Raw genomic sequence first — 26,857 nt, forward strand, 5'->3', positions numbered from 1 at the left:
TACGGCATTAATGGGTGATACCTTCGTTTTTATACGAAGAATTTCGTAATTCTGCCAGAAATGTAATGCTTATGAACAATCGTTTGGGGTTGCTGCTGTTACCGGCGGTATTGCTTTGGGTTACCGTACGCGGACAAAATCCAACACGCAACATTGATAGCCTGGTTAACAGCCTGAATAAAGAACATGCGCTGAGCGGTAATGTCCTGATCGCGCAAGATGGAAAGGTTATTTATCGTCATGCTTATGGCCCTGCGGTGGTTAACGATGGCCGGCCGGTGAATGATGCGACCACCTTTTTGCTGGCTTCGCTGGCTAAGCCGTTTACCGCCACGGCCATCTTGCAATTAAAAGAAAAAGGTAAACTAAAATTGGATGATGCGGTCATTCAATACTTGCCGGATTTCCCATACCGGCAGATCACCATCAGGCAATTACTAACCCATACCTCGGGCCTGGTAGACCTGCAAATATTTGAAGCGCCGTACAAAGCGGATACCGCTAAAGTCTTTTCCAATGCCGATGTGATCCCGGCTATCCGGGCCGACCAACATGCGCTATTAGCGCAGCCCGGTGAAAAATACAGCTATTCCAACACGAACTACGCGCTGCTCGTACTGATCGTGGAAAAGATCAGCGGCCGCGCGTTCCCGGATTATTTGCAGCGCTATGTCTTCGGGCCTGCCAGCATGACGCATACGTATATCCGTACCCAGCTCATCGACCAGCGCCCCAACGATAGCAACCGTTCTGAAAATTATGATTTCCCCGGTTACGCACCGGATCATTTAGTACCGGCAAAGTCGATAAAAAAATACCGTATCTCGCTGGTTAATTTGGGCGGTTTGCTTGGGCCGGACGGGGTGGCCAGCACGGAGGAAGACCTGCTGCGTTTTGACGAGGCTTTATATAGTAACAAATTATTAAAGCCCGCTACCTTGCAAGAAGCTTTTACGCCCGGAAAGTTAACTAACGGGCAACCCGCCGCGGGCGGCGGCGGTAAACTGGCCTGGTACCAGGGGCTCGGCTGGATGATCCTGCGGGATACGACCGATGGCAAAGTGGTTTTTCATCCCGGCGGTAATATTGGCGCGGTAACGATCCTGCTGCGCAATATCGACAAACGGCAAACGGTTATCGTATTGGATAATGAAACCCATCGCGGCGTGCATGAAACCGGCGTCGATCTGCTGAACCTATTAAATGGCCGGCAATTGGTTGCCGCCAAACGTTCCGCTGCGACCGCCTACGTTCGTGCCTTGTATGCCAAGGGCACTGACTACGCCGTCAGCCGGTTTAACAGCCTGCGGAGCGATACCGCAGCCTACTACCTGAATGAAAACGAGTTCAATTCACTCGGTTACGAGTTACTGAACGACGGCCACCGTGAACAGGCCCTGGAAGTGCTGCGCATGACAACCCTGTTATACCCCAATAGCTGGAACGCTTTTGACAGTTACGGTGAATTGCTGCTGGCGCTTGGAAAAAAAGAAGAAGCCATCGAAATGTACCAGCTTTCCCTACGCTTAAACCCTCATAATGAGGGCGGCAGAAAGGTATTGCAGCAACTCGGTCAAAAAAAGTAAAATTCTTCTACACCCAAAGTGCGAGTTACCCGTAGTGCTATTAAATGCAGATGGATAACGAACAACTACAAGCACTTTTACGCAAGCAAAAGAACGGCACCTTAACCGAAGTCGAACAGGCTATTTTGGATACCTGGTATCTAAAGCTGAGTCAAACCGAAACGACTATGGTCGATACGCCGGATATGGAACGCCGTTTAGACGCCGTCTGGAACAATCTTCAGCCACGCGACCGGGCTAAAATTGTCCGCATGAATATCAGGCGGATCGCGGCAGCAGCCATTTTACTGATCATCGCCGGTGCCATGTTCTTTAAACTGCGGCATCATCCGGAGCCAGTTCAAGCCCTGGCGAACCATGACTTTTTACCGGGCACCAATAAAGCGACGCTGACGCTGGCCAACGGGCAAAAGATAGTACTCTCGAAAAACAATAAAGGCCAAATCGCCGTGCAGGGCCAAACCAGTATCCAGATGCAAAACGGCACGGTTACTTATGCCGGTGATAACGACCAGATTGTTGCCACCAATACGCTGACCACTCAGCGAAAAGAAGAATTTCCGTTGGTATTAGCTGATGGAACCGAAGTGATGCTGGATGCGACATCATCCATCACTTATCCTGTTGCCTTTAATGGCAAAGAACGCCGGGTTAAAATAACCGGGCAAGCCTACTTTAAAGTCGTTCATAATGACAAGCAACCATTCGTGGTAGAAGTCAAAGGACAAACCATCCGGGACATCGGCACGGAGTTTAATATTAATGCGTATGACGACGAGCCCGTCGTAAAAACCACGTTGGTCGAGGGAAGTATTTCGGTTGATTATAACCAAAATCTGAAAACATTGAAACCTGGCCAGGAAGCCGACCTTGCAAACAATTCATTAGTCGTTAAAGCAGGCGATATTGAAGGCGCTACCGCCTGGAAGCATGATAACTTTCATTTTACAGGTAATGATGTAAAAACCATTATGCGGCAGTTCTCCCGCTGGTACGATGTAGACGTGACCTACGAGGGAGAAATACCCGATCATGAATTTGGCGGGGATATCTCGCGTAACGTACCCGCATCCAAAGTATTTAAACATTTAGCCCATTACGGCCTGCAATTTAAAGTTGAAGGCAAAAATATAATCATCAGCAAAAAGTAATCACCACTAACCCTAATTAGCATGAACAGAACTCTACATAGCCAGTAACCCCAAAAGGGTAGCCACAAAAAAGCCGGAAAATGTACCACCATTCCCCGGCAAAATCATTGGGCTAACCCATTTGCCAACCGCAAGGCGGAAAGCAAATAAATTGATTGGATAGCAATTACTTAATTAACCCAACACACAAAAATAATGAATTTTAGTGCGATCAGCATCGTTATGCAAAAAAACAAACGATGTCAACTCAATAAGTTCCTACTGGTTATGAAACTAACAACCCTTATGTTGCTCATAGCCCTTGTTCACGCAAGTGCGGCCAGCTTCAGCCAAGTCAAGCTGAACACCAAAAACGCCCCCCTTGAAAGCGTACTCAAAACCCTAAAAGATCAAACCGGCTACACCTTTTTCTACGATCTCAAAGACATCCGAGACACCAAGGTCACCGTCCAATTAGCAAACGCTTCCCTAAAAGAAGCCCTGGACAAATGCCTCACCGGATCAACCCTCGGTTACGAAATCGAAGACAAAACCGTCTTTATCTCCAAAAAACAACAAACCCTCCTCAATAAATTAGAGGACAAAATCAAAGAGGTCTTTGCCCCACCTACCGCCATCACCGGCAAAGTCACTGACGAAACCGGCCAGCCTATGGCTGGAGTGACCGTAAAAATTAAAAGCACCGGCGGCGCGACAGCAACCGACAAAAGCGGTGCCTTTGAAATTACTGTTCCTAATGATCAGGAAGTCATCGTTTTTTCTTCTGTTGGGTACGAAACGCAGGAAATTACCGCCAAGAATATCACTAAAGGCGGGACGATTACTCTGAAAGCAGTAGCGACCAATTTGCAGGAAGTCGTGGTCAATAAAGGCCCCTATTCTGTTAAACAGGAATTAAATACGGGCGACGTAACGGTCGTTACCTCCGCGACTCTGCATGAGCAGCCGGTGACTGATCCCATCGATGCTTTGATCGGAAGGGTGCCGGGGCTGAATATTCAACAGACTTCCGGTATTCCGGGAGCGTTTGCAACGATCCGAATTCGCGGGCAAAACAGCATTAATAACGGAAATGACCCTTTTTATATCGTTGATGGGGTGCCGTTTACCAGCACCACTTTGTCGGCCGGTGGTGGTCTATTGACTCCTTTCGGCAGCCCCAATCAATCAAAAAACGTGTCAGGTACGGGGATGAGCCCGTTCAACGCGCTTAGCCTCGATGATATCGAAAGTATTGAAATATTGAAAGATGCCGACGCTACAGCGATCTATGGCTCCCGGGGCGCCAATGGGGTGATCCTGATTACCACAAAAAAAGGGAAGCCGGGAGCGCCGCGATTTAATCTCGACATGCAACAGGGTGTCGGACAAATTGATCACAAAATCAATTTTTTAAATACGGCTCAATATATTCAGTTGCGTAAAGAGGCGTACACCAATGACGGGCTTCCTGTTCCGTCATTCGGTGCCGATCCGACGGATGTGAATTACGATATTAATGGCTATTGGGACCAATCCAGATATACCGACTGGCAAAAAGTACTGATCGGTAATTCTGCAGGATTTACCAATATGAAGGGTTCTTTATCCGGAGGTACAACCGAAGATCAATACCTGTTAAGTGCGGGCTATAGCCGTCAGGGTACGGTTTATCCAGGTAGTTTTTCTGATAAAAAGATCTCGGTGCTGTCGAACTGGACCCACAGTTCCGTTGATAAAAAATTTACCTCTACCTTTAGCGCGAGCTATGTGAATGATAATAACCAGCTGCCTTATGCGGATCTGACGGGTTACATCACGCTTCCGCCCGACGCTCCGGCCATGTACGACCAATATGGAAAGATTAACTGGCAGACCCTCAATGGAAACGCTACTTTTTATTCCAACCCCGCAAGCGTATTACTTCAGCCGAGCAATGCACTGACCAACAATCTTGTGAGCAGCATTAACCTCAGCTATCAGTTGGCCACGGGACTTAGCATCAAAGCAACAGCAGGGTATAACCATGATGAAATGCAGCAACAGTATCTTAGTCCGCTTAGTGCTATTTTCCCGCCATACAATACTGACCCATCGTTCCGGTCCAGTACCTTCGCTAACACAGAACTGAACAAATGGGTCGTTGAACCGCAGTTGAATTATCATAGAAAAACCAGTGCCGGTACTTTCGATTTGCTTTTGGGCAGTAGTTTTCAAAGCAGTACGACCAGTTCATTGACCACAAACGCTCAAGGTTTCGTGAATGATGCATTTTTGACTAACCCCCAGGCAGCATCGGTGGTTGCATTAACTGGTTCTAATTACCTAAATTATAAATACAGCGCGATCTATGGACGTGTAGGCTATAACTTGGATGATAAATACCTGGTCAACTTAACAGCAAGGCGCGATGGCAGCAGCCGGTTCGGGCCGGGTAAACAGTTTGGTGACTTTGGTGCAGTCGGCGCAGCCTGGCTCTTTTCCAAAGAGCAATTTATCCAGCGGGCCATCCCTTTTCTGAGTTTTGGAAAATTAAGGGCCAGTTATGGAACCACCGGAAATGATCAGATCCCGGATTACCAATTCTTGAGTACTTATAGCACTTCGAGCGGGACCTATCAGGGACTAAGCGGTCTTGCGCCAACGGGTTTAGCTAACCCGGACCTGCGCTGGGAGGTAGTGAAAAAGCTGGAGTTTGGTCTGGATGCAGGTTTCTTAAACGACCGGATCAATTTATCGTTAAGTTATTACCGGAACCGCACAGGTAACCAATTGATTAGTTACGGCCTGGCATCCAGCACGGGATTTGCCAATATTCAATATAATCTGCCGGCGGTGGTCCAAAATGCAGGTACGGAGATATCCCTAAATACCAATAATATCTTGAACCACGATTTTAAGTGGAACACCAATTTTACGTTGACTGTGCCCGAAAATAAGTTGGTCGCTTTTCCAAACATCGCCGCGTTTCCGAATTACGTGTCGTCTTACACGGTAGGGCAGTCCCTGTTCGCACGCCGCATATTTCATTATACGGGTATCGATCCGCAGAGCGGCGTGTACACCTTTGCGACGTCAAATACTTCCGGTTTACCAGCAAACGCTGACAAAATATCCGGGCCTGCTGTTACCCAGCAATATTATGGCGGCTTACAAAATACCTTTAGTTACAAGCAATGGTCACTGGATATTTTTGTACAATATGTCAAGCAACTCGGCAGGGATTACAGAACCAGCCCCACCTTCGCTAAGTTTGGATTTAATTTTGACGACGGTAACGCCCCAGTGGAATTTTTGAACCGCTGGCAGCCCGGGAGCAATAGCGCCACTGTGCAAAAGCTATCCACAGACTATTCCGTTGTTACCCGTAGTGCGGATTACTTATCAGCCAGTGATGGTATCATCACCGACGCTTCCTTTATCCGCCTGAAGAATGTCTCACTGGCATACCGCTTGCCGGAAAAATGGACGAGCCAACTCCATATGCAAAGCGCCAGGATCTATTTACAAGGGCAGAATTTATTGACCTTAACACATTATAAAGTGCTCGACCCGGAAACGCAAACTTTAAGTTTGCCACCCTTAAGAATGATCACTGCAGGCCTTCAAGTCACTTTTTAGTTAACCATACAGCCATGAAAAAGTATCAATTTTATCTATATCTCGCTCTTGCTATTTTAGTACTTAGCCTGAGTCTTTCGGCCTGCCGAAAATTTGTGCAACTCGATCCGCCAAACACTAAACTGGCGACGGTTAGCGTCTTTACTTCTGATTTAGCCGCCACAGCAGCACAGGTCACTATCTACCAAAATATGAATCAGCAATCAGAGTCATTCAAAATCTCTCAATTCGGTGGTCTATTGGCTGATGAATTAAAAAATTACTCTACAAATGTTAGCCTGGTGCAATATTATACCAATTCCATGGTGTCTAGTAATGCACTATTAGGAAATTGGTCCAGCACTAGCGCGTATTTCTACATTTACCAGGCAAACTCCATCGTCGAAAGCTTGCATGGAAATGCGCAAATCACTCCAACTGTGGCCCGGCAACTTACCGGTGAATCGTTATTTGTACGCGCTTTCTGGCATTTTTATCTGACCAACGAGTACGGTGATGTGCCGCTGGTCACCAGCACGAACTACCAGGTGAACAACCAGTCCGGCAGGACACCGCAGGCCCAGGTATACCAGCAGATCATAATTGACCTGGCTGCTGCACAGGGATTACTGAACGGCAATTATATTGATGCTTCGGATACGACTGTAACGACCGAAAGAACAAGACCTAATCAGTCCGCTGCTACGGCCTTGCTTGCCCGCGTATATCTGTATACCAAACAATATCCCCAGGCGGAGGCGGAGGCTACCGCGGTCATTAACAATACCCTTTATAAACTCTGCCCTAACCTGAGTGGCCCTGCGAATAGCGTATTCTTAAAAAACAGTTCCGAAGCCATATGGCAGTTACAGCCAACACTGCCCGCTAACAGTAATACCAAGGAAGCCCCAAGCTTCATTCTAAAAGGCGCCCCGGGTACTGGAACGGTCAATAGCGCGACGATCAGTACACAGCTTTACAACAGTTTTGAGCCGGGGGATAAAAGACAAACAAATTGGATCAACGTGTATACCGCGACAAAAGCCCCCTTTACGCAATATTACTATCCCTATAAATATCAATCCAATAATGTCAGTGTGACCGATCTGTCTACGGCAACGGAATACAGCATGGTGCTTCGTCTGGCAGAACAATACCTGATTCGCGCAGAAGCAAGGGCATATAATGGTAATACTGCTGGTGCGTTAGACGATTTAAACAAGATACGCAACCGGGCCGGCTTGTCTAACTATGCAGGGGCGACAGATCAGGCTTCCATATTAACGGCTATCTTACATGAACGACAAGTGGAGTTATTTACGGAATGGGGACACCGATGGTTCGACCTGAACCGAACAGGGAATATTACTACAGTTATGGGTTTGCCTGGAAATGCCTACGCCGCTAAAGGTGGTATAGGCGCTTGGAGCGATACTAAACGGCTGTTCCCGGTGGCCCAGGCGCAGATAAACGCTGACCCCAATCTGGTCCAAAACCCGGGTTATTAACCTATAGTGAGCCTTAGGGCTCACTATACTAAAATCAACAATTAATGATAAAAAAAATCGTGTTATTAACAGCGCTCTTGGCGCTGTCCGGAGTCGCTTTTTGCCAAAAAGAAGTGGTCTTTGAAAAGTTCACCACCTGGCAACAGGTGTTGGCAAAAGCAAAAAAAACAAAAAAAATGATCTTCGTGGATTGTTATGCGACCTGGTGCGTACCCTGTAAATTAATGGACAGTGCAGTGTACGCGAACAGTGCCGTAGGCAGTTGGATGAATGACGCTTTTATCAACCTCAAAATTCAATGTGATCGGAAGAAATCAGACGCCAAATCGGTTAAGGCAGCATACCCGATTGCCCATAAGTTGGTTGCCGAAAATCAAGTAAATGCATACCCGACCTTATTATTTCTTACTCCAGAGGGTAAACTGGTCCATAAAGGGGTAGGCTACATGGAACCAACTGCATTTATGCAATTGGCCAAGGATGCCCAGGACCCGATGAAGCAAACCTATGCGCAGTTGGAACGATACCGGCGGCATCAAATGAACTACCCGGATATGGTGCATTTAACGGAACTGCTCAACACGGCGGAAGATACGACAGCTTGCCGAACTGTGGTGACCGATTATTTGAAAAACTATGAGGGCCGGCTTACGGACCGGGATTTTTATACCCAGGAAAACCTGATGCGTTTAAGACATTTCAGCAAATATCTATTGGCGAGGTATCCCGCTTTTCAGAAGGTTTACCAAAACCCGGCCCTGGCTGACTCCGCCGTTCATGATCGTCAATTCTCCGATGGCCTGATCAATTTGGTTGCCTATAACGAGCAAGTCGCCGGACCGCTTGCATCAGCTTTAAAAACAGGTAGCGCCCCCGATTGGTCTGCTTTAGGCAGCATCATCACTAAAAAATTCGGTCACAGTTATGCATTGAAAACAATCTCAAAGGCTAAAACAACCTGGTACCAGTCTCAGAAAGATTGGGAAAATTACAGCCAGGCCGTTATTGATCGGATCAATGCGGGCGAATTTAAAACCGCTTTGAACGTTCCTAATAACATCTCCATCTTAAATACATTCGCCTGGGAAGTCTTTTTGCATAGCACGGACACGTTGAAACTGACGACCGCGCTGGCCTGGACCAAATTAGCCCTGGAAAATATCAGGGACGGAGTCAAGTACCCGCATGACATCCATCCAGGCGATGTGCTAGACACCCAGGCCAATATTGAATACAAAATGGGTCAAAAAGAGGTGGCTTTGAGTGACGAAAACCGCGCATATCAATTGAACGCAGCCATACTAGGTACCGACGACCAACAAACCAAAAGTATCGCTGCAAACTTTAGAAAAATGCAAGCCGGGTTACCTACTTGGTAACGCCTTAAATTACACACCATGCGCTATAACTATTTATTACTAACCCTGGCTATTGTTTTCGTCGTTGCAGACAGCCGGGCTCAACATATGATCCTCAGGCCCTCGAGAACAATAATATTTACCACCAATGAGGGAAGTTACTTGGATGTTGCGGTATCGCCTGACGATAAATTAATCGCTTTCGGCCTCCTGGGAGATCTTTATACTATGCTGGCAACGGGCGGTAAAGCAAAGCAATTAACACGTGGGCTGTCTTTGAACTTGCATCCTGTGTGGTCGCCCGACGGCCATAAGCTTGCCTTTGTCAGTGACAGAACGGGCTCTTATCAGTTGACGCTGATCGACCTGGGGACAAAAAACAAGCCAGTCGTTACGCTCAGTCATTGGACGAGTGATCCGGACTATGAGAAAAATGCAATTGCCTGGTCACCCGACAGCCGACAGGTATGGGTAGGTGATACGGCCTATGTGGTAGCTACAAAAAAAGCTTTATTAAGAAAAGGTAAAGAAGCAAAGCCGGCATCGGCGCTTCCAGCGGACTGGGGGTTGATATCTCCCGATGGACGTTGGTATAGTTACATCGCCAATGACCATGGCAAACGAAGGCTGTTGCTGAAAGACCAGCGAAACAACAAAGAGCGCGTATTAGTCAACCGGCTGATCACCCAGGACAGCAGTTATAACTGGGAAGTTCCAATTAATCGTTTTGGCTTTTCTTCCAACTCTAAAAGAATCTACATCGGTTATGGGGGAAAAATACATCAAATCGACATCAAGAGCGGCCAGGACCTGGTGGTCCCCTTTTTGGCTCAGGTCCATGCTGATCTGGCACCACTGGTTAAATATAACTCGCGGATTCATGACGGAAAGTTTAAGGTCAAATATATGCGGGACGCAGTTGCTGATCCTTCCGGAAAGAAAATCGTGTTTTGCGCGTTAGATCAACTTTATCTGAAAGACCTGGTTAAAGGTTCTACCCGGTTGTTATGTTCGCAGGCGATAAATCAATTTCAGCCCGCCTGGTCACCTGATGGTAAATGGATCGCTTATGTAAGCTGGTGTGATACCACTGGTGGCGCAGTCTGGAAAGTAGCCTCAGACGGAGGGCAGCCAATCAAATTGACAACAACGCCGGGACAATACCGCCACCCGGTTTGGTCACCTGACGGGGCTTCGATCGCGGTGGTAAACGGCAAACCTATATTGCATATTAAAGATTATATCGCTTCAAGAACTGGCCCAAGTACCATTGAACTCATTAAAATTCAAAGTAATGCAATAACCACACTGGCTGACTCGGCATCCCTGCAATCTATTCCCAACTTTTCGGGGGATGGCAGCCGGGTGCGTTATCTGCCAATGGAAGCCGATTTTCACCAAACTGTATTATCAGTGGATACGGGCGGGAAAAACAAAATTGGTTTGATGACAATACCAAGTCTTGTGCCGGTGCTAGGTAATTCGCAGGTTCGGCTATTATCCCCCGATGGGCAGTTCATGATTGTATCGGCAGCCGAAGATATCTTTTTGTTGCCTGCAAATCGCCTGCACTGGTCCGGTCGTTTACCACTGATCCGGATCTCAAGAGGTGTGGACCCGCATTGGGACAACAAAGGTGCATTCCTGATCTGGAGTTATGGTACTCGCTTTTATCGCTTGAGCCTCAAGAATATCATGGCTGCTTTGCAGCGCCAACATCCCGGGTTCGAAAAAATTTGGGCGGCAAAACAATCAAATGAAGACCACCATGAGGACCAAAGCGATTTTGTAGACATTCACCTAAAACCGGATCAAAACATAGCCTTGGATGTATCGTCAAATACAGCTCATAGTCAAGGTGATATTGCCTTTACCAATGTTCGGATCATCACCATGAACAAGGCCGAGGTGATCGAAAGGGGTATTATCGTAATCCATAACGGCCGGATTCTTTCGGTAGGGTCGGTAAACCGGGTGCAAATACCTGCCGGTGCCCAACTAATGGACCTGCAAGGTGCAACCATCATGCCCGGTTTGATAGACCTGCATCTGCATACCTACGTACCCTCGGATATTTTCCCCCAGCAGTACTGGGAGTTTTTAACTAACCTGGCCTATGGGGTGACCACAATGCGGGATCCTTACAGCAATTTTAGTTCCTATGGTTACAGCGAGCTTTTGCGCGCGGGTAGCATGTTGGGACCACGATTATATACAGTGGGTGTAGCCGCTCACATCGGCGATGGAATGCTACATTTTAATGATTTAGGGGATGCGCAGCAACTGATTAGTAAAAGAAAGTTAATGGGAAGCACTTTCGTGAAAGATTACATTGCTACGCCACGCGCAGACCGGCATTTGCTGTTGCTGGCTTGCAATCAGCAAATGCTGAACATGACCAACGAAGGTTGGCGCAATCCGGTTCTGCAATGGTCGATGCTTAAAGACGGAAGTACCGGTATCGAGCATAACCCGATGTGGGGGGATGTATACGGAGACGTGATCACATTATATGCCAAGTCGGGTACTGCCTTTACGCCTACCTTACAGATAACCGAAGATGCGCGGAATGGATCTATCCCCGGTAAAGAGTATTTCAAATACAAATACTGGCAGAGAGCGGATCAAAAGCTGGCGCATTTTTATTCTTTCCTTGACCCGAAAATGAAGCCGCTCGTCAATACCATTGAATCCCTGGGTGTGATCAGACAGGCGAAGCCGGACGATACGCTTAAAACTGGGTTTCTATCTGCAGCGAAAATCGATGCCCGAATCCGTCATGCAGGCGGACAGGTCACCTTAGGTAGTCACGGCGAAAACCCCGGGATCGGCACCCATGACGAACTCTGGGCCTTACAAATGGGCGGGCTAACGAATATGGAGGCGTTGCAGGCTGCTACGATAATGGGTGCGGAAGCATTGGGTGTACAAAAAGATTTAGGTTCCATCGAAGCAGGCAAAATTGCCGATCTGGTTATCCTAAATAAGAATCCATTGGATGACATTCACAACAGTCGTGAAATACGGTATGTCATGAAAGATGGAATTTTATATGATGGAGACACGCTTGACGAGATCTGGCCGGTGAAAAAGAAATGTCCGGAATGGCAGTTAAAAATTAAAACCAATGAAAAATAGAGTTTTATTATTAGGGCTTAGCTTATTATGCGGTAAGGCCGCAATGGCCCAGCAGGACTGGCCGGATTTGAAACGTTATCAGGAAGCGAATGCAAAATTGACTGGCAAGCCTGTGGGTATCGTTTACATGGGTGATTCGATCACGGATTTCTGGATCAGATCGGACTCTGCTTTTTTTAATGATCACCAGTATGTGGACCGTGGCATCAGCGGGCAAACTTCGCCGCAGATGCTGCTGCGCTTTCGGCAGGACGTTATTGCGCTTAAGCCAAAGGCTGTGGCGATACTTTGCGGGACCAATGACATCGCGGGCAATACCGGGTCATCGAGTCTAGAGATGATCGAAGATAACATCAGTTCTATGACGGAATTGGCCATAGCCAGTCATGTTCGGCCAATCCTATGCTCGGTCTTACCGGCCAATAAATTCTACTGGGCACCGCAAATGCAACCGGCGGATAGTATTATCATGTTGAACAGTTGGATCAGCAGCTACGCCAAGAAAAAACATATTCCATATGTCGATTACTATGCTGTGATGGTCGATGATCAAAAAGGCTTGAAAGCAGTTTATAGCAAAGATGGCGTGCATCCTAATGGGGTCGGGTATGCCGTCATGGAACAAGTCATTCAACCAGTTATCAAAAAGATATTATAAATGAGATATATCGCCATCACACTCTGGTTACTTTTACTGTCGGTAGTCGGCAATGCTCAACCCGGTAAGGGGTTTCAGCAACGCCACCAGCTACTCCGTTCCGGTAATACCACCGCTGATAAAAACTTCTACCTGCTCACGGTATTCGGACACTCTGCCGAATTAAAGCAGGTGTTCGCCCGCGATACGTTACTCAAGGCAGCAGCTAGCCGTAAAGCTGCATTGCTACGAGCCGGAAAAAGCAATTTAGCCGGTTTTAAATGGTCAGCAGCAGATTCCCTGCAAACCTGCCTGGAACTGCAAAAACTTTATGCGCAGCACAGGGTGCTGTTTGACTACATGATCAACGGGGAACTCCGACCGTCGGGCTGCTACGAACGGTTCAAAAACCTGGATAATCTCACCTGTTTACTTAAGGCCTGGGTGCAAAGCATGGCCGGGATGAATCATCTCATCGATCAGTATGGCTTTAGCAAAGGCATGCGTTACCCTGCGGTTGACTCCGCCAGCTATGATGTTCACAGCGCGAATTATGCGGATATGGTTAGTACCATGCTGCATTACCTGAACGAGCGGGTTAAAAACAAGGACCTGTTTTACCAGCCAACGCTTTCTGTAGCCCTGCAACTGATGGGTCTGAATAACCGGGATGAACCCTCACGTTTTGAACCATTGGAAAAAAAGGAAAACCAGGCAGCAGTCACCAAAGCCAAACAGACGAACTGGAAGTCCTATCCCTACAGTGCCATTATGGTTCCCGGCGAGGGACTGGAAGAAGGTCAGCGCGGCATCAGCCCCATCAGCAAAATACGTTGCGACCTGGCAGCGGACCGTTACAGGCAAAAAAAGGCATCCTTTATCATCGTCAGTGGCGGTTTTGTGCATCCTTTTCAGACACCTTATTGCGAGGCCTATGAAATGAAAAAATACCTGATGGCTCAATACCACATCCCCTCAAGTGCGATAATAATGGAACCACAGGCACGTCATACGACAACAAATTTCCGGAACAGTGAAAGGCTGATGATCCGCTACGGCTTTCCGTTAAGCAGACCTGCCCTTTGCGTGACCACCAAGGACCAGGCAGATTATATTGAGGACTCGCGCTTCGACCAGCGCAATATCAAGGAACTCGTTTACGTACCCTATACCGACAAAAAGCGCCTGGGCGATCACGAACTCAGCTTTAACATCATTAAAGACTGCTTACAGATCGATCCCATTGACCCGCTTGACCCATAAACCATTGAATTATTTATCTAAAAACAACAATAATATGAGAATCATCAAAATCCTAACTATAGTACTATTGATCGCTTTCGGCTATAACGCAAACGCGCAGGAAGTTCCCACCAACATAACAGCCGCATTAAAAGCCGATGATGCCACCGAACTGGCCAAGCTGGTGACCAAAGACAATATCAATAACTGTTACCAGATCGGCGACTGGCAATACAGCCTGCTCGCTCAAACCATCCGGAGCAAGGCCAAGAAATGCTTTGATTATTTGATTGCGCAAGGCGCTGATGTCAATAAAGCCTGTGATGGCTATGTGCCGCCGCTATTTCATGCCGCCAAATACGGCAGTTTGGAAATGTTGAAGATCCTCGTCAGTAAAGGCGCTAAGGTAGATTATGTTTACGCGGGTGATTACTCGCCGGCTGATGGAAAAACGCCGGTCACCTACGCGGAAGATAATAACCAAAAAGAAATCGCGAAGTACCTCCGTTCAGTAAAAAAATGAGGCGCTTACTATTTCTTCTGACCTTGCTGCCTGGATTGTCATGGGCACAAAAGTCTGTCCAGGTGGACGGCCCCTATGTGCGCTATGAAGGCCAGCAAAGGATCGTAAAAACCATCTGGCAGGATGATGATGACCTGGTGGTTAAAACGGAACATGGTGCGCTCAACGTGGTGCCAGAAGGCCATCCGGAATGGGCTTTTCAGGTGAAGCTACATACAATAGGCAGTGAAAACGCTGCTCAGCCATTAGCCGAAAAGACTTTGTTTATGTCGGATATAGAAGGCGAATTTGCGAAGTTTCGCAAATTATTGCTGGCTGCACAAGTCATTGATTCGGCTTATAACTGGACCTATGGCCATGGTAGTTTAGTAATCGCAGGTGACTTATTTGACCGTGGCAAGGATGTAGTGCCGGAATTGTGGCTGTTGTATAAACTTGAAGACGACGCAGCGGCCGCTGGCGGAAGTGTTCATGTATTGCTCGGTAACCATGATGTCATGAACCTCTCCGGCGATTATCGGTATACAGATGCTAAGTATTTTAAACATGCCTGGTTTTTGAATACAGGCTGTGCGGGTTTGTTTGGCGCTGATACGGAACTGGGGCGTTGGTTACGCAGTAAAAATATTATCGAAAAGATCGGCAATGTACTGGTGATGCACGGCGGGCTTTCGCCTGCATTGAAAGGGTTGACACTTGATGAAGTCAATAAAAAATATCAGCCGTATGGCCAACAAGTGAAAGTAGACCGTAACGCACCATTTTGGTATCGGGGATACTTTAGGGCACCCAAAATCAGCATGGCGGGCGTAGACAGTACATTAGCTGCTTATAGTTGTAAATATATTGTTGTAGGCCATACCATCATTAAATGGAATATCGCCAGTTTTTATGAAGGCAAAATCATCGGCGTAGATGTGGACGAACATAAAGGAAAACCGATGGCCGCATTACTGGAAAATGGCCAATGGTTTACGATTGATGACACCGGTGAGAGAAAACGATTACAGTATAAGCCGTCCAACGATCAAATCAACGAAAAAGATATTTTATAAAAAATGAGCATGAAAGCAACTTATGTATTAACCATTAAAGCAGAAGACCGGCCTGGCCTCTTACACCTGGTCACTGGGATGATTGAGAAACGGCTTTTGCGAATCAAAAGCCTCAGCTTAGCACCAACCGACATCAGTTTTATCCTTCTGATAAGCATAGAACTGGATTCAACTGATAGAGAAATTACTTCGTTGGCATTAAAGCTGGAAAACATTGTCGAAGTTATGCAGGTAGAGGTCAAATTATACGAACAGGTCGTGTGTTTACGTGCAGCTTATTTCAAACTGGACAAGGGTCTATTAGCATCTCCGCAGGCATCAGCATTGGTTAAGTATGGCGCGGTGATCGTTCAAATGACCAGCGATAACTTTTTAGCTGCCAAATATGGTAGCGACATAGCTATCCTCAACTTATACAATGAACTGGAAGGCCCGCATTTATTGGGTTTCATCCAAACAGGATTTATAACGGACACCAACCTGATCGGCGAGGATGAGTCATCGGTCATTAACCGGCTGGCCGCCTAACGGTTTTTTACTATCAAGAATAAAAGAAATAGAAAAAAATGCTTATGCCCGATTTATATAAAACCACCGCTATACCAAAAATCGCCGAACTCTGGCGGCTGGTGGGTAATACGCCAATGGTCAGGGTGAGCTACCGCTATCGCGATTTGCCGGAACAGGAAATACTGGTCAAATGCGAGCAATACAATATGACAGGCAGTATCAAGGATAGAATGGCGCTGTATATTTTGCAAAAGGCCTACGAAACCGGTAAAATCAATCCAGGCGATAAGATCGTCGAAGCCACCTCCGGTAATACCGGAATTGCATTTGCCGCCATCGGGCGCGCATTAGGTCACCCCGTAAAAATCTTAATGCCCGATTGGCTAAGTACGGAGCGGCGAGCGATCATCAGCAGTTATGGCGCGGAAATCCAACTGGTGAGTAAAGCGGAAGACGGCTTTTTGGGCAGCATCAAAATGGCCAACGCCATGCAATATTTGGATAATGTATTTTTACCCAAACAGTTTGAGAACCGCTATAACGTGGAAGCGCATGAGCAAACTACCGGGTGCGAGATCGACCACCAGCTTCTGAAGAAACGTATCCGGCCGGATGCGTTTGTAGCGGGGGTCGGAACGGGCGGTACCATCATGGGTGTCGGCAATTATTTAAGGGCCGGCTATCCCGACATTAAGATTTTCCCTATTGAGCCTGCCGAAAGCCCGACGCTATCGACTGGCCGCAAAAACGGAAGCCATCGGATACAAGGCATTAGTGATGAATTTATCCCCGCTATCGTTAACCTGCAAAAGCTTGATACCGTGATCGCGATATCTGATGGTGATGCCATCATCATGGCGCAGCGTTTGGGCAGAGAATTAGGGTTAGCGGTTGGTATATCCTCCGGGTGCAATCTGCTGGGTGCTATCCAAGCACAGCGATTATTAGGTAATGGCCGGGTAGTCATTACCGTATTTCCGGATTCAAACAAAAAGTATTTGAGCACCGATCTTTTTAAGGAAGAACCGGTAAAGCCGGGTTATTTAAGCCCGTATATTAAACTAACCGGCTATTCGGTTTTAAACAGTTAACATGAAACGCATCGACCAAAAGGACATTACGCTCATCAACATCCTTCAAAAGGATGCCCGCACCAAACTGCGTCGGTTAGCGGCGACTTTACGGTTGACCACTTCGCCGGTGCATGACCGGATCTTATTACTATTGAAAGAAGGCTATATCAAAAACTTCAAAGCAGTGGTAAACCGACGGAAATTCGGTTATCACTACCAGGCTTTTGTGCGGGTTGAAACCGTAGCCGAAAACTTTGACGCTGTAATGGCCGCCTATCATGAGGTCGAATTGGCTTATCAATTAAAAGATCATTCCTTCCTATTATTAATAAATACTAAGGATGAAAAAGCCTATAGCCGCTTTGTGGTCGAACGGCTGCGTCCCTTAGTCAATGATTTTAAAACCTTTCCGGTAAATCGCGAAATCAAAACCTTCGCCCGGCTGGATTTTGAAGATATCAAAGCCTGCTCCAACAGGTTAGTGAGTATAGTTAGTTAATTAGTAAATGCCGATGTCCGCGCCGTTGGAGAGGCGCGGTACATCGTTCAAAAAAGACTCGTTTTGTTCTTTATAAGATCAGTTAATAAAAATCAAAGCGTCGCCGGGAGCGGCGGCGCTATTTAAAACAATGCAAAGAACACATCAGCGGCAGCGGCACTAGCCGTCGTTCCAAGTTTAAAGACTTTATAAATGGTCAAAGTAGCTGCCCTGATGTTAATGAACATACATAGACGATCAAACAGTGGAGACTTAGACTTCGCTCAAGGCCCGGGCCTGTTGGATGAATGAAGCCACTGTTTGCTCGTCCCGTCAACAATAGCGAGCGCATTAAACTTCTGACAAGGTCAGCCCTGCTGGATGTCCGAATCCCGCTATTGCTGATTTAAATAATGCCCTTTGTAAACGGCTGGGCGCATTATAATTATTCCAAGGAAACAGGCCTAAAAACGGTCTTAATGCCAGTCGTTTACAAATAAAATAGAATACGGGCACGCAGGCGCATTATATCTTCTCCCAGGCTATTGGCCTTGGACGGGTCTTAATCCTGCCGCCCGTTTTTATGATAGTAGCATACGGGCAGGCAGGGGCATTATGTTTTCTCCCTGGTGATAAACCATCAACCGGTCGAAATCCTGCCGCCCGCTTTTAATTGAAACCTATGATCGTCAAAGAAAAGACACGCATAAAAAAATATACCTTCTTCATCGGTACCGACGTATCCCGCAATAAGCTGGATCATGCAGTAATGGAAGGGAGAAACCTGTTGTTTCATACCCAAACCGAGAACAATGGCGAAGCCATTGCCGCATTCGTTACGGAACTTAAAGCCCTGAAAGGATTTACCGTCACCAAATCGGTATTTTGCCTGGAACAAACAGGCATTTACGGCAGGCCGATCCTTTCTGCCTTGCAGCGACAGAAAGCCAATATCGTACTGGAAGGCGCATCGCACATTCGCAGCTCGATGGGCAATATCCGCACGAAGAACGATAAAGTCGATTCCATCCGTATCGCCGAGTACGCTTATAAACACCGCGAAGAACTGCGGCTGTATATTCCTAAACGTCCGCTGATCCAGGAATTGAAAGAATTGAGTGCTTTGCGCGAACGATTGATCACCACCCAATATATGCTCAAAGTTCCCATTAAAGAGGCCAAAATATTTACCAAAAAGTCTGTCGTCCAGCAAAGTGAGAAACTTTGTATGCAAAGCCTGCTGGCCATCAAAAGTGACCTGGAAACACTGGAAACGGAGATCAGCAACCTTTGGAAAGCCGATGAACGATTGAACCGTCTGATGGCGATCATCACCTCTGTACCCGGTGTCGGGCCAGTGACCGCGCTACAAATTATCATTTGTTCCAATGAATTCAAGGATATCAGGGACCCGAAAAAATTTGCCTGTTATTCAGGTGTAGCACCTTTTATCAAAGAATCCGGTACGATTAAAGGCAAAGCAAAGGTATCCCATATGGCGAATAAAAAGGTGAAGGCCTTATTGCATACCTGCGCCATGAACTCCCGCAGAAGCGACGCGGGGATCAAAGCCTATTTTGACCGCAAGACCGTCCAGGAAGGAAAGAATAAAATGTCGGTACTAAATGCCATCCGTTACAAACTGATCCTGCGGATATTTGCCTGTGTCAACCAGGACCGGCTTTATGAAAAGAACTATATTCGTCCACAACAACAACAACAAAAGTCTAATGTAGAACTAACAGCAGCAGTTATGTAGAAAAAATCAATCCACATAAATATTTATTGAGCGTTTGAACGCATCCCTCATTAGAATTACGACAATCTACTATAATCAGGAAGGGAAGCAGGCTTACGCCCGCCTTGACGCGGGCCGGCCTGTATTCGCAACCTGACAGCCGTCGTAAGCTGGATGAAAATTGTGGTACAGTCACCGGTCCGCCCCACGGGGTCTAAACCAATCTATCTGTACTACCTATGAAAAAACACCAACCTATCCTCGACCAGCTTTTTAAAGTGCTGGATGGCTTTAAGCCACAACCGCAAGCGTATTACGATCATTTAGCTGAAGTTTTACACCCACAATACTTTCCCGATGACCAAGTACTATTTGAACAAGGCGATACCGTTCAACACGGCTATTTTTTAGCCAGCGGCTTTGCTATCTCTTATTATTACAACGATCAGGGGGAAAAGCAAGTCATCCGGATTTATCAACAGAACGAAATCATCAAAGGCAAAAGCTTCACCCAGCAAAGCCCATCTGCGGAATATCTAATGATCTGTGCTGACAGTTATGTATTGAGCGTTAGTCACCAGGATATGGAAACAATCTATGAGCGCTTTCCAAGCGTCGCCGAACTTTCCCGTATCGTTTTGGCCCATCGTGAAGTTAGAGAACTGGAACATAAACAACTGCTGGCTAAAGAAACCCTGCTCATGGTCGAAGCGTTTTACAAGGCCTATCCAGGGCTTTCCGACCCCGGTAAAGTATTGGTTGATGCCGATATCGCCTCTTATCTGCTGATCAGCGGACGCACCTTACGTGCTTCTCGTGCTCAATTAAAATTAACCTAACGTTAATAAATTAACTATCCGAGGCAATATTGCCACTTTGTTTTAAGGCAATTTGGACATTTTTGTAAAAACGAAGTGCCTATGCAGCAAACCGGACTGAACAAAATGAAAGATTATGCAGACAAATGTAAATACGCAGGCTTATCCGTTCGCCTGGCTGGATGAATTGATAGAGATCACACTGCATCCAACAACTATCCAATTAAAAGCGATCACGCCGAAGCGTCTCGAAGAAGTTTGCGATCAGCTACCTGTCGCGACCAAAGAGGTGGAAATGAGCCTGAGAACACAAATCTTCGGCTTAGACAAAAGCAACGTAAAGACCGTTGTGGAACTCTACTACAATGCCTTGCAGGAATTACGCTGGCAAGCGACGCAGAACCTGACGGCCTATACCCACAATGCGCCCTTAGCTAAGGCAGGCAAAATCATTCTTTCCGTTCTTGATGAGCTGCATCAGCGTATTACTGAACGTTACCGCGTCTATTTACCCAAAGAGGAATCCCATACATTTTTACCGGCGATGCTCTTCAAGCTGCTCATCAAACTGAGTGGCGACCAGATCAGTATCCTTGTAAAAGCCGCCTTCCAAGCCGGGTTGATACCTGCCAGATCGCTACGGCAAGCCTGCCGGTTGCTCGCCCCATATCTGTCCACTGACCGGGAGGAAACGCTGTCGGCCAACAGCTTGCGCAGCCACGCCAGTCAGCCGGAAACACCTGACCTCGATATTGTATTAAACTACCTGGAAAAGGTAACCGCCATTGTCAAAGGCTATTACCGGCGCGGCAGGCGCTAAATCCCACCTTTACTAAAAGCTCCTTTATCGGAGCTTTTTTTACGTCCGAACACACCATTTTTATCCACTGATTATCAGCTGGGTACAAGGGTACAACCGGGGTGCCAGGTAAAATTGTACTTTATGCGCATCGCCCAACCCGCCACCTTTGTATCAGAAACCAAATGAAAGATATTATGCTACTCAATCATTTTACCTGGATGCAATACTTGGAAGCCTTAGCGGTATTGCTCCTCATTTATTACGGCGTGATCCTGGCCAAATATTACCTGCCGGAATTGCAGCAAAAAATAAACGGCACTAAACCCGCTGTTGCAGCGCCTATCAGCGCTTTGCAATTTAACGAACAACCGAGCAACGAACAGGAAGAACCGCTTTTGACAGAAACCGAACAATTGATCGCCCAGCTAAAGCAAAGTATCCACCGGGGTTACGAACCGGCAGAAATCAAAAAAATATTACAAAATCATCCGGTGATCAAAGATACGCCGCTCCGTCCCGCCATCAACGAACTGGTGGTAACAGAGTGTGAAAAAACAGATGCCGCCCTGCTGACGGAAGCAGAGGTAAACGAGTGGTGGGAAGCGTAGCAGGCGGCATCAACCCATAGCTGGCCAAAGTCCGACGCAGTAGTGCAAAGTGTTGATCGATTAGGGGCAAAACGGCAGCCATACCCTGTTCCGCGTTGCGGAACAGGGTTAATTAAAAACTTAATGTGTAAAGGATATGTGTAAAGGAAAAATTAAAAAAATGGCGATAGCAGCGTTACTGCTGTTGATCGGCTTACAAGGGCATTCCCAAGATGGGAATGCGGGGATAACGCAAGCGACCAGCCAGGTCAAAGGTTATTTTGACACAGGCTGTAATTTAATGTATGCCATCGGCGCGATCCTGGGATTGGTTGGTGCGGTAAAAGTGTTTTCCAAATGGATGGGCGGACACCAGGAAACGCAGCAGCATGTCGCCGCCTGGTTCGGGGCCTGCGTATTCTTAGTGGTGGTTGCCACCGTCATCAAAAGCTTTTTCGGCGTATGAACTCGGTATATCAGATCAATAAAGGTGTCAACGCCAGCATGGAACTGAAAGGCCTGAAAGCGCAGTACATCGGCTATATGGCGGCCTTACTTTTAGTAGCTTTTATCCTATTCGCTATCCTGTTTATTGCCGGTGTACCGGTTTACATCTGCCTGATCCTGATCGGCGGGACCACCGGTTTCGGCGCTTTTAAAATCTATGCGCTGAGCCACCGTTATGGCCCGCACGGCTTGCAAAAGCTAATCGCGCGCAAACGCACGCCCAAATTCATCAAGGCCTACACCCGCAAAATCTTCTACTGAAATGGAAATCAACTTAGCCGAGCATTTACCGATCATGGGTGTGGAACATGATTGTATCCTGTCCAAGCAGGGCGATATCACCATCGCATTTAAAATAGCGCTGCCTGAAGCGTTTACGCTTTCGGATGAAGACTACGAAGAAATGCACCAATGCCTGGTCAAAGCTGTTAAAATCCTGCAGCCGGGTACGATTCTGCATAAACAGGACTGGTTCGTACAAAGCGAATACAAGCTGGAGGCGGGTGGCAGTTACCTGAACCAGTGCGCCGCCCGGCATTTCGCAGGCCGTGCTTATTTTAAGCATGATTGTTATATCCTGCTGACCCGCAAGCCCAGAAACCGCCAGCCGTCAGGCAGTTTAGTCCATCCCGTTATGGTGCCGCCCGAAACACTCGATCCGCAGTTTTTACGGGCTTTCACCGATAATGCTAACCAATTCAAACGTATACTGGAAGACAGTAAACTCATCAAATTGATCCGCTTAAAATCAGATGATCTTTTAAGTCATTCCAAAAAGACTGGCCTGATCGAGCGGTATTGTTTTTTAAGCGACCAGCAACAATACAAAGACATTCAATTCGGCGACGAGATCAGGATCGGTAACGAACATTTAGCCGTTTACACGCTGGGTGATGCCACCGATCTGCCCGCTGCCTGCGGTTCACGCATCGACTACGATCAATTTAGTACGGACAAGACCCGCTTCCCAGTCAGCTTTGCTGCTGGCCTCGGCTTGCTGTTGCACTGCAACCATCTCTATAACCAATATCTATTCGTCGATGATGCGCAGGCCACGCTCAAACAAATGGAGAAAAAGCGCTTGCGCCTGCAATCCCTGTCCGGCTATTCGAGGGCCAACGTCATTGCGCTGGAAGCCACCAATAACTTTCTGAACGAAGCGATCAGCCAGCAGCGGCTACCGGTCAAAGCCCATTTTAACGTGATGGTCTGGTCGAATAACACCGAGCAATTAAAAGACCTGAAAAGCCAGGTCGCTTCAGCGCTGGCAGGTATGGATGCCGCCGCCAAACCGGAAACCGTTGGCGCGGCACAACTCTGGTGGTCGGCCATTCCCGGCAACGCAGCCGATTTCCCGATGAACGACAGCTTTGATACGTTCGCTGAGCAGGCCTGTTGTTTTTTGAACCTGGAAACGAACTACAAAAGTGTTAACCCAAAAGAAGGCATCCGCTTTTGCGACCGGCTGAATAACCGCCCTGTATATGTCGATCTATTTGATGCCCCGCGTACATCAGGCATCACCTCCAATATGGGTATGCTGGTTTGCGGCGCTTCGGGCGGAGGTAAATCCATGACCGTTAACCATATCTTGCGTACCCTTTACGACCAGGGCGCGCATTGCGTGATCGTGGATATCGGCGGCAGTTATGTCGGACTATGCGAATCGGTAAAGGGTTACTATTTCACTTATAAAGAAGATGACCCGATCCGCTTTAATCCCTTTTATCTGCCGGAAGGCCAATCGCTGGATACGGAGAAAAAAGAAAATCTGAAGGCGCTGCTGGTATCGCTTTGGAAAGACGAAAAGGAAAGTTTTGACCGCAGTGAATACGTGGCCTTATCCAATGCTTTGCAAGGCTATTACGAAACGGAGGTGTTTCGTTGCTTCGATAGCTTTTATGAATATCTAAAAAACGATTATGTGCAGGTATTACGGGAGCACAAAGTCAAAGACCATCATTTTGATCTGGATAACTTCCTGTATGTGCTGCGCCCTTATTATAAAGGTGGTGAATTTGACTATTTATTGAACGCCACCGAAAAACTCGATTTGCTCAATCAGCCTTTTGTGGTGATCGAGCTCGACAATATCCGCGACCATCCGATTTTATTCCCGGTCGTGACCCTGCTCATCATGGAGATGTTTATGTCCAAAATGCGCAAGCTGGCAGGTGTTCGCAAAGTACTATTTATCGACGAAGCCTGGAAAGCTATTGCAAAATCCGGCATGGCGGAATTTCTGCGCTACGCCTTTAAAACCATCCGCAAATTCAACGGTATACCCGGCGTGGCCACGCAGGAACTGGACGACCTGGTATCCTCACCGATCATTAAAGACGCGATCATTAATAACGCCGATATCAAAGTGCTAATGGAGATGAAAAAGTTCATTAACAAGTTCGACAAGCTGCAAGACACGCTCGGATTATCAGATAAGGCCAAAACCATCCTGTTATCAGTCAATAAAGACGACCGGGAGATCTTCATCGATTTGGGCGGGCAAGTGCAAAAGGTTTACCGGAATGAACTCTGCCCCGAGGAATACTACACCTACACGACCGAAGGAACTGAAAGAGTCAAGGTGATGGAAATGGCAAAGCTGCATGGTAGCATGGAAAAAGGAATCGAAGCATTAATCAAAGAAAAGGAGGCCAAATGAAAAAGATAGTTATTCTAATTTTAACCGGTGGGCTGATCAGCCTGGCACCGAAAGCAGATGCCCAAATACCCGTAGTGAGCCTGGTGAGTGGTATCATTAAAAAGGTCATTATCGCTATCGACCTGAAAGTGCAGCAGCTCCAAAATCAAACCATTGCCCTGCAAAATGCGGAAGCGTCGATTGAAAATAACCTGCACCTCAACAGCCTCAATGACATTAACGGCTGGCTTGGTAAAGAAAAAGCTTTGTATCAACAGTACTATCAGGAACTTGCTACCGTGCGAACCGTCATAGCGGATTACGACGAAGTGAAACGAATCATCAGGCAGCAGCAGCAATTGCTTGCTGAATACAATAATGCCAATAACCTGTTCAAGCAAGACAAGCACTTTACAGCGGCTGAACTCCAACAAATGGGCACCGTCTATAGCGGTGTTATAGAGGAAAGCGCCCGGAATTTACAGGAGGTGGTTACAGCGGTCACGTCCATTTCGACGCAAATGAAAGATGCGGAACGCTTGCTCTTGGTGCATCATGCCACGGCAGGAATGCAAAAGAACCTGGATGATTTGCGGCAATTCAACAATAATAATGTTCGATTGAGCCTGGCCAGGGCGCGGGATGAACAGGATCGGCAACAAATACGACAACTCTACGGATTATGAAAAAAATAATTTTCTTAGTGCTATTGGCGCAAGGCGCGAAGGCACAATTTTTAGGCGGCTTTTTCAGCCAGCAATCCGACAAGGAAAAATTGATGCTCACGCAGATCGCCGAATACGACGTGTATCTACATGCGCTCAAAACTGGTTATACCATTACCCAGGCCGGGCTAAATACTGCCCAGCAACTCAAAGGCGGCACATTCAATTTGCACACGGCCTACTTTAAATCATTGGCGCAAGTCAACCCGGTGGTGAGCAATAATCCCAAGGGAAAAGCCATTATTTCGGTAGCTGCAAAGATCGGCACCGTATTTTCAACGGAGGTTAGTTTTCAACAGCAGCAAAAGCAGTTAAGCAGTGCGGAAATGACCTACTTACGAAAGGTCTATGATAACCTGGTCAGCAAATGCCAAACTGATATTAACGATTTGACCGCTGTACTCACACCCGGCAAATTGCAACTCACCGACCAAGAGCGGCTCGATCGCCTGGATAAAATTTATGCGGTCATGCAGGACAAATATGCTTTTTCCTGTTCGTTCACGGCGAAGTGCCATACGCTGGCGACCAGCCGGGCGCAGGCAAAGAATAGTAAATCCCAACTCAAACAATTATACGGCATCCAATGAAAAAGCTATTGATCATATCGCTCATTTTTATGGCGCAGGTTTGCAAAGCGCAAAGCATTGCCCAGTGCCTGGAGCAACTCTCGCTGGATTACCAGAAACTGGCCGGGCTGAAAAGCATCTTGTCCCAAATGTATACCGGCTATGAAGTACTGAGCAAGGGCTATGGCGCGGTCAAAGGCGTCGCGCAAGGGAACTTTTCCATTAATGAAGCTTTCCTCGATGGCTTGTACGTCGTCAGCCCGACCGTGCGCAAATATCCCAAGATCGCGCAGCTCATCAGTAACCAGGAAATGCTGGTCAGCGAAATCCATGCCGTCAAAACCGCGTCGTTCAGCCCGGATGAGGTTGGCTATATGATGGATGTCTACAACAATTTAATTACGCAAAGCCTGAATAACCTGAGCGCGCTGACGATGGTCGTTACGGATAGCCAGCTACGCATGAGCGATGCGGAGCGCATGGGGATGATCGACCAGCTGTACGAGGAAAGTAAGAATGAACTGGGTTATTTGCGCAGCTTTAATAACCGGCTGTACCAAACCTCACTGATCCGCGCCCGGCAAACCCAGGATAAAAATAATGTCAAAAGCCTTTATGGTTTAAACCCTTAA

Annotated in this window: 23 protein-coding genes; all 23 read left to right on the plus strand. The window is 47.2% G+C overall.

The genetic code is table 11. The annotated features are described in order from the left end of the window. Positions 1-71: 71 nt before the first annotated feature. The 23 genes from ACFS5N_RS05520 (at position 72) to ACFS5N_RS05630 (ending at position 26,857) form a co-directional block, all read left to right on the plus strand. Positions 72-1,586 (plus strand): serine hydrolase, encoded by a 1,515-nt coding sequence (locus ACFS5N_RS05520; RefSeq protein WP_377183061.1) that lies wholly within the window; start codon positions 72-74, stop codon positions 1,584-1,586. 50 nt (positions 1,587-1,636) lie between these two features. After that, positions 1,637-2,737: a FecR family protein gene (locus ACFS5N_RS05525; protein WP_377183063.1), complete on the plus strand. Its 1,101-nt coding sequence runs from the start codon at positions 1,637-1,639 to the stop codon at positions 2,735-2,737. 267 nt (positions 2,738-3,004) lie between these two features. Next, positions 3,005-6,337: a SusC/RagA family TonB-linked outer membrane protein gene (locus tag ACFS5N_RS05530; protein WP_377183065.1), complete on the plus strand. Its 3,333-nt coding sequence runs from the start codon at positions 3,005-3,007 to the stop codon at positions 6,335-6,337. Positions 6,338-6,351: 14 nt separating this feature from the next. Further along, the gene (locus ACFS5N_RS05535) at positions 6,352-7,824 is read left to right on the plus strand and encodes a RagB/SusD family nutrient uptake outer membrane protein (RefSeq protein ID WP_377183067.1); all 1,473 of its coding nucleotides are present in this window, start codon (positions 6,352-6,354) and stop codon (positions 7,822-7,824) included. Between the two features lie 44 nt (positions 7,825-7,868). Next, positions 7,869-9,203 carry a thioredoxin family protein gene (locus ACFS5N_RS05540; protein ID WP_377183069.1) on the plus strand — a complete coding sequence of 445 codons (1,335 nt, stop codon included), beginning with the start codon at positions 7,869-7,871 and terminating at the stop codon, positions 9,201-9,203. 255 nt (positions 9,204-9,458) lie between these two features. Further along, complete coding sequence (locus ACFS5N_RS05545) at positions 9,459-12,320, plus strand: amidohydrolase family protein (protein WP_377183071.1); 2,862 nt, start codon at positions 9,459-9,461, stop codon at positions 12,318-12,320. Further along, positions 12,310-12,978, plus strand: coding sequence for an SGNH/GDSL hydrolase family protein (locus ACFS5N_RS05550; protein ID WP_377183073.1), 669 nt, complete (start codon positions 12,310-12,312; stop codon positions 12,976-12,978). The genes ACFS5N_RS05545 and ACFS5N_RS05550 overlap by 11 nt, the downstream gene beginning before the upstream one ends. Continuing rightward, positions 12,979-14,220: a YdcF family protein gene (locus ACFS5N_RS05555; RefSeq protein WP_377183075.1), complete on the plus strand. Its 1,242-nt coding sequence runs from the start codon at positions 12,979-12,981 to the stop codon at positions 14,218-14,220. Positions 14,221-14,254: 34 nt separating this feature from the next. Next, positions 14,255-14,722 carry an ankyrin repeat domain-containing protein gene (locus ACFS5N_RS05560; RefSeq protein WP_377183077.1) on the plus strand — a complete coding sequence of 156 codons (468 nt, stop codon included), beginning with the start codon at positions 14,255-14,257 and terminating at the stop codon, positions 14,720-14,722. Next, entirely contained in the window at positions 14,719-15,777 is a 1,059-nt protein-coding gene (locus ACFS5N_RS05565; RefSeq protein ID WP_377183079.1) for a metallophosphoesterase, read from the plus strand. The genes ACFS5N_RS05560 and ACFS5N_RS05565 overlap by 4 nt, the downstream gene beginning before the upstream one ends. A gap of 9 nt (positions 15,778-15,786) precedes the next feature. Beyond that, a complete protein-coding gene (locus tag ACFS5N_RS05570; RefSeq protein ID WP_377183081.1) occupies positions 15,787-16,305 on the plus strand; it encodes a hypothetical protein in 519 nt (172 codons plus the stop codon). Positions 16,306-16,349: 44 nt separating this feature from the next. Next, positions 16,350-17,378, plus strand: coding sequence for a PLP-dependent cysteine synthase family protein (locus ACFS5N_RS05575; protein ID WP_377183083.1), 1,029 nt, complete (start codon positions 16,350-16,352; stop codon positions 17,376-17,378). Position 17,379: 1 nt separating this feature from the next. Next, on the plus strand, positions 17,380-17,859 hold the full coding sequence (locus ACFS5N_RS05580) for an Lrp/AsnC family transcriptional regulator (protein ID WP_377183085.1): 480 nt from the start codon (positions 17,380-17,382) through the stop codon (positions 17,857-17,859). 661 nt (positions 17,860-18,520) lie between these two features. After that, positions 18,521-19,597, plus strand: coding sequence for an IS110 family transposase (locus ACFS5N_RS05585; RefSeq protein WP_377183087.1), 1,077 nt, complete (start codon positions 18,521-18,523; stop codon positions 19,595-19,597). Positions 19,598-19,815: 218 nt separating this feature from the next. Next, positions 19,816-20,415 (plus strand): Crp/Fnr family transcriptional regulator, encoded by a 600-nt coding sequence (locus ACFS5N_RS05590; RefSeq protein WP_377183089.1) that lies wholly within the window; start codon positions 19,816-19,818, stop codon positions 20,413-20,415. Between the two features lie 115 nt (positions 20,416-20,530). Next, positions 20,531-21,214 (plus strand): hypothetical protein, encoded by a 684-nt coding sequence (locus ACFS5N_RS05595; protein ID WP_377183091.1) that lies wholly within the window; start codon positions 20,531-20,533, stop codon positions 21,212-21,214. A gap of 164 nt (positions 21,215-21,378) precedes the next feature. Continuing rightward, complete coding sequence (locus tag ACFS5N_RS05600) at positions 21,379-21,804, plus strand: hypothetical protein (RefSeq protein ID WP_377183093.1); 426 nt, start codon at positions 21,379-21,381, stop codon at positions 21,802-21,804. A gap of 136 nt (positions 21,805-21,940) precedes the next feature. After that, on the plus strand, positions 21,941-22,249 hold the full coding sequence (locus tag ACFS5N_RS05605; protein ID WP_377183097.1) for a DUF4134 domain-containing protein: 309 nt from the start codon (positions 21,941-21,943) through the stop codon (positions 22,247-22,249). Then, positions 22,246-22,551, plus strand: a complete 306-nt coding sequence (locus ACFS5N_RS05610; protein ID WP_377183101.1) for a DUF4133 domain-containing protein — start codon at positions 22,246-22,248, stop codon at positions 22,549-22,551. The genes ACFS5N_RS05605 and ACFS5N_RS05610 overlap by 4 nt, the downstream gene beginning before the upstream one ends. 1 nt (position 22,552) lies before the next feature. Beyond that, complete coding sequence (locus ACFS5N_RS05615; RefSeq protein WP_377183103.1) at positions 22,553-24,952, plus strand: TraG family conjugative transposon ATPase; 2,400 nt, start codon at positions 22,553-22,555, stop codon at positions 24,950-24,952. Continuing rightward, positions 24,949-25,617, plus strand: a complete 669-nt coding sequence (locus tag ACFS5N_RS05620) for a conjugal transfer protein TraI (RefSeq protein ID WP_377183105.1) — start codon at positions 24,949-24,951, stop codon at positions 25,615-25,617. The genes ACFS5N_RS05615 and ACFS5N_RS05620 overlap by 4 nt, the downstream gene beginning before the upstream one ends. Then, positions 25,614-26,246, plus strand: a complete 633-nt coding sequence (locus tag ACFS5N_RS05625; protein ID WP_377183107.1) for a hypothetical protein — start codon at positions 25,614-25,616, stop codon at positions 26,244-26,246. Before ACFS5N_RS05620 ends, ACFS5N_RS05625 begins: the two co-directional genes overlap by 4 nt. Further along, on the plus strand, positions 26,243-26,857 hold the full coding sequence (locus tag ACFS5N_RS05630) for a TerB family tellurite resistance protein (protein WP_377183109.1): 615 nt from the start codon (positions 26,243-26,245) through the stop codon (positions 26,855-26,857). Before ACFS5N_RS05625 ends, ACFS5N_RS05630 begins: the two co-directional genes overlap by 4 nt.

It is taken from the genome of Mucilaginibacter ximonensis (assembly GCF_042686265.1).
In the GTDB taxonomy this organism is placed as follows: domain Bacteria; phylum Bacteroidota; class Bacteroidia; order Sphingobacteriales; family Sphingobacteriaceae; genus Mucilaginibacter; species Mucilaginibacter ximonensis.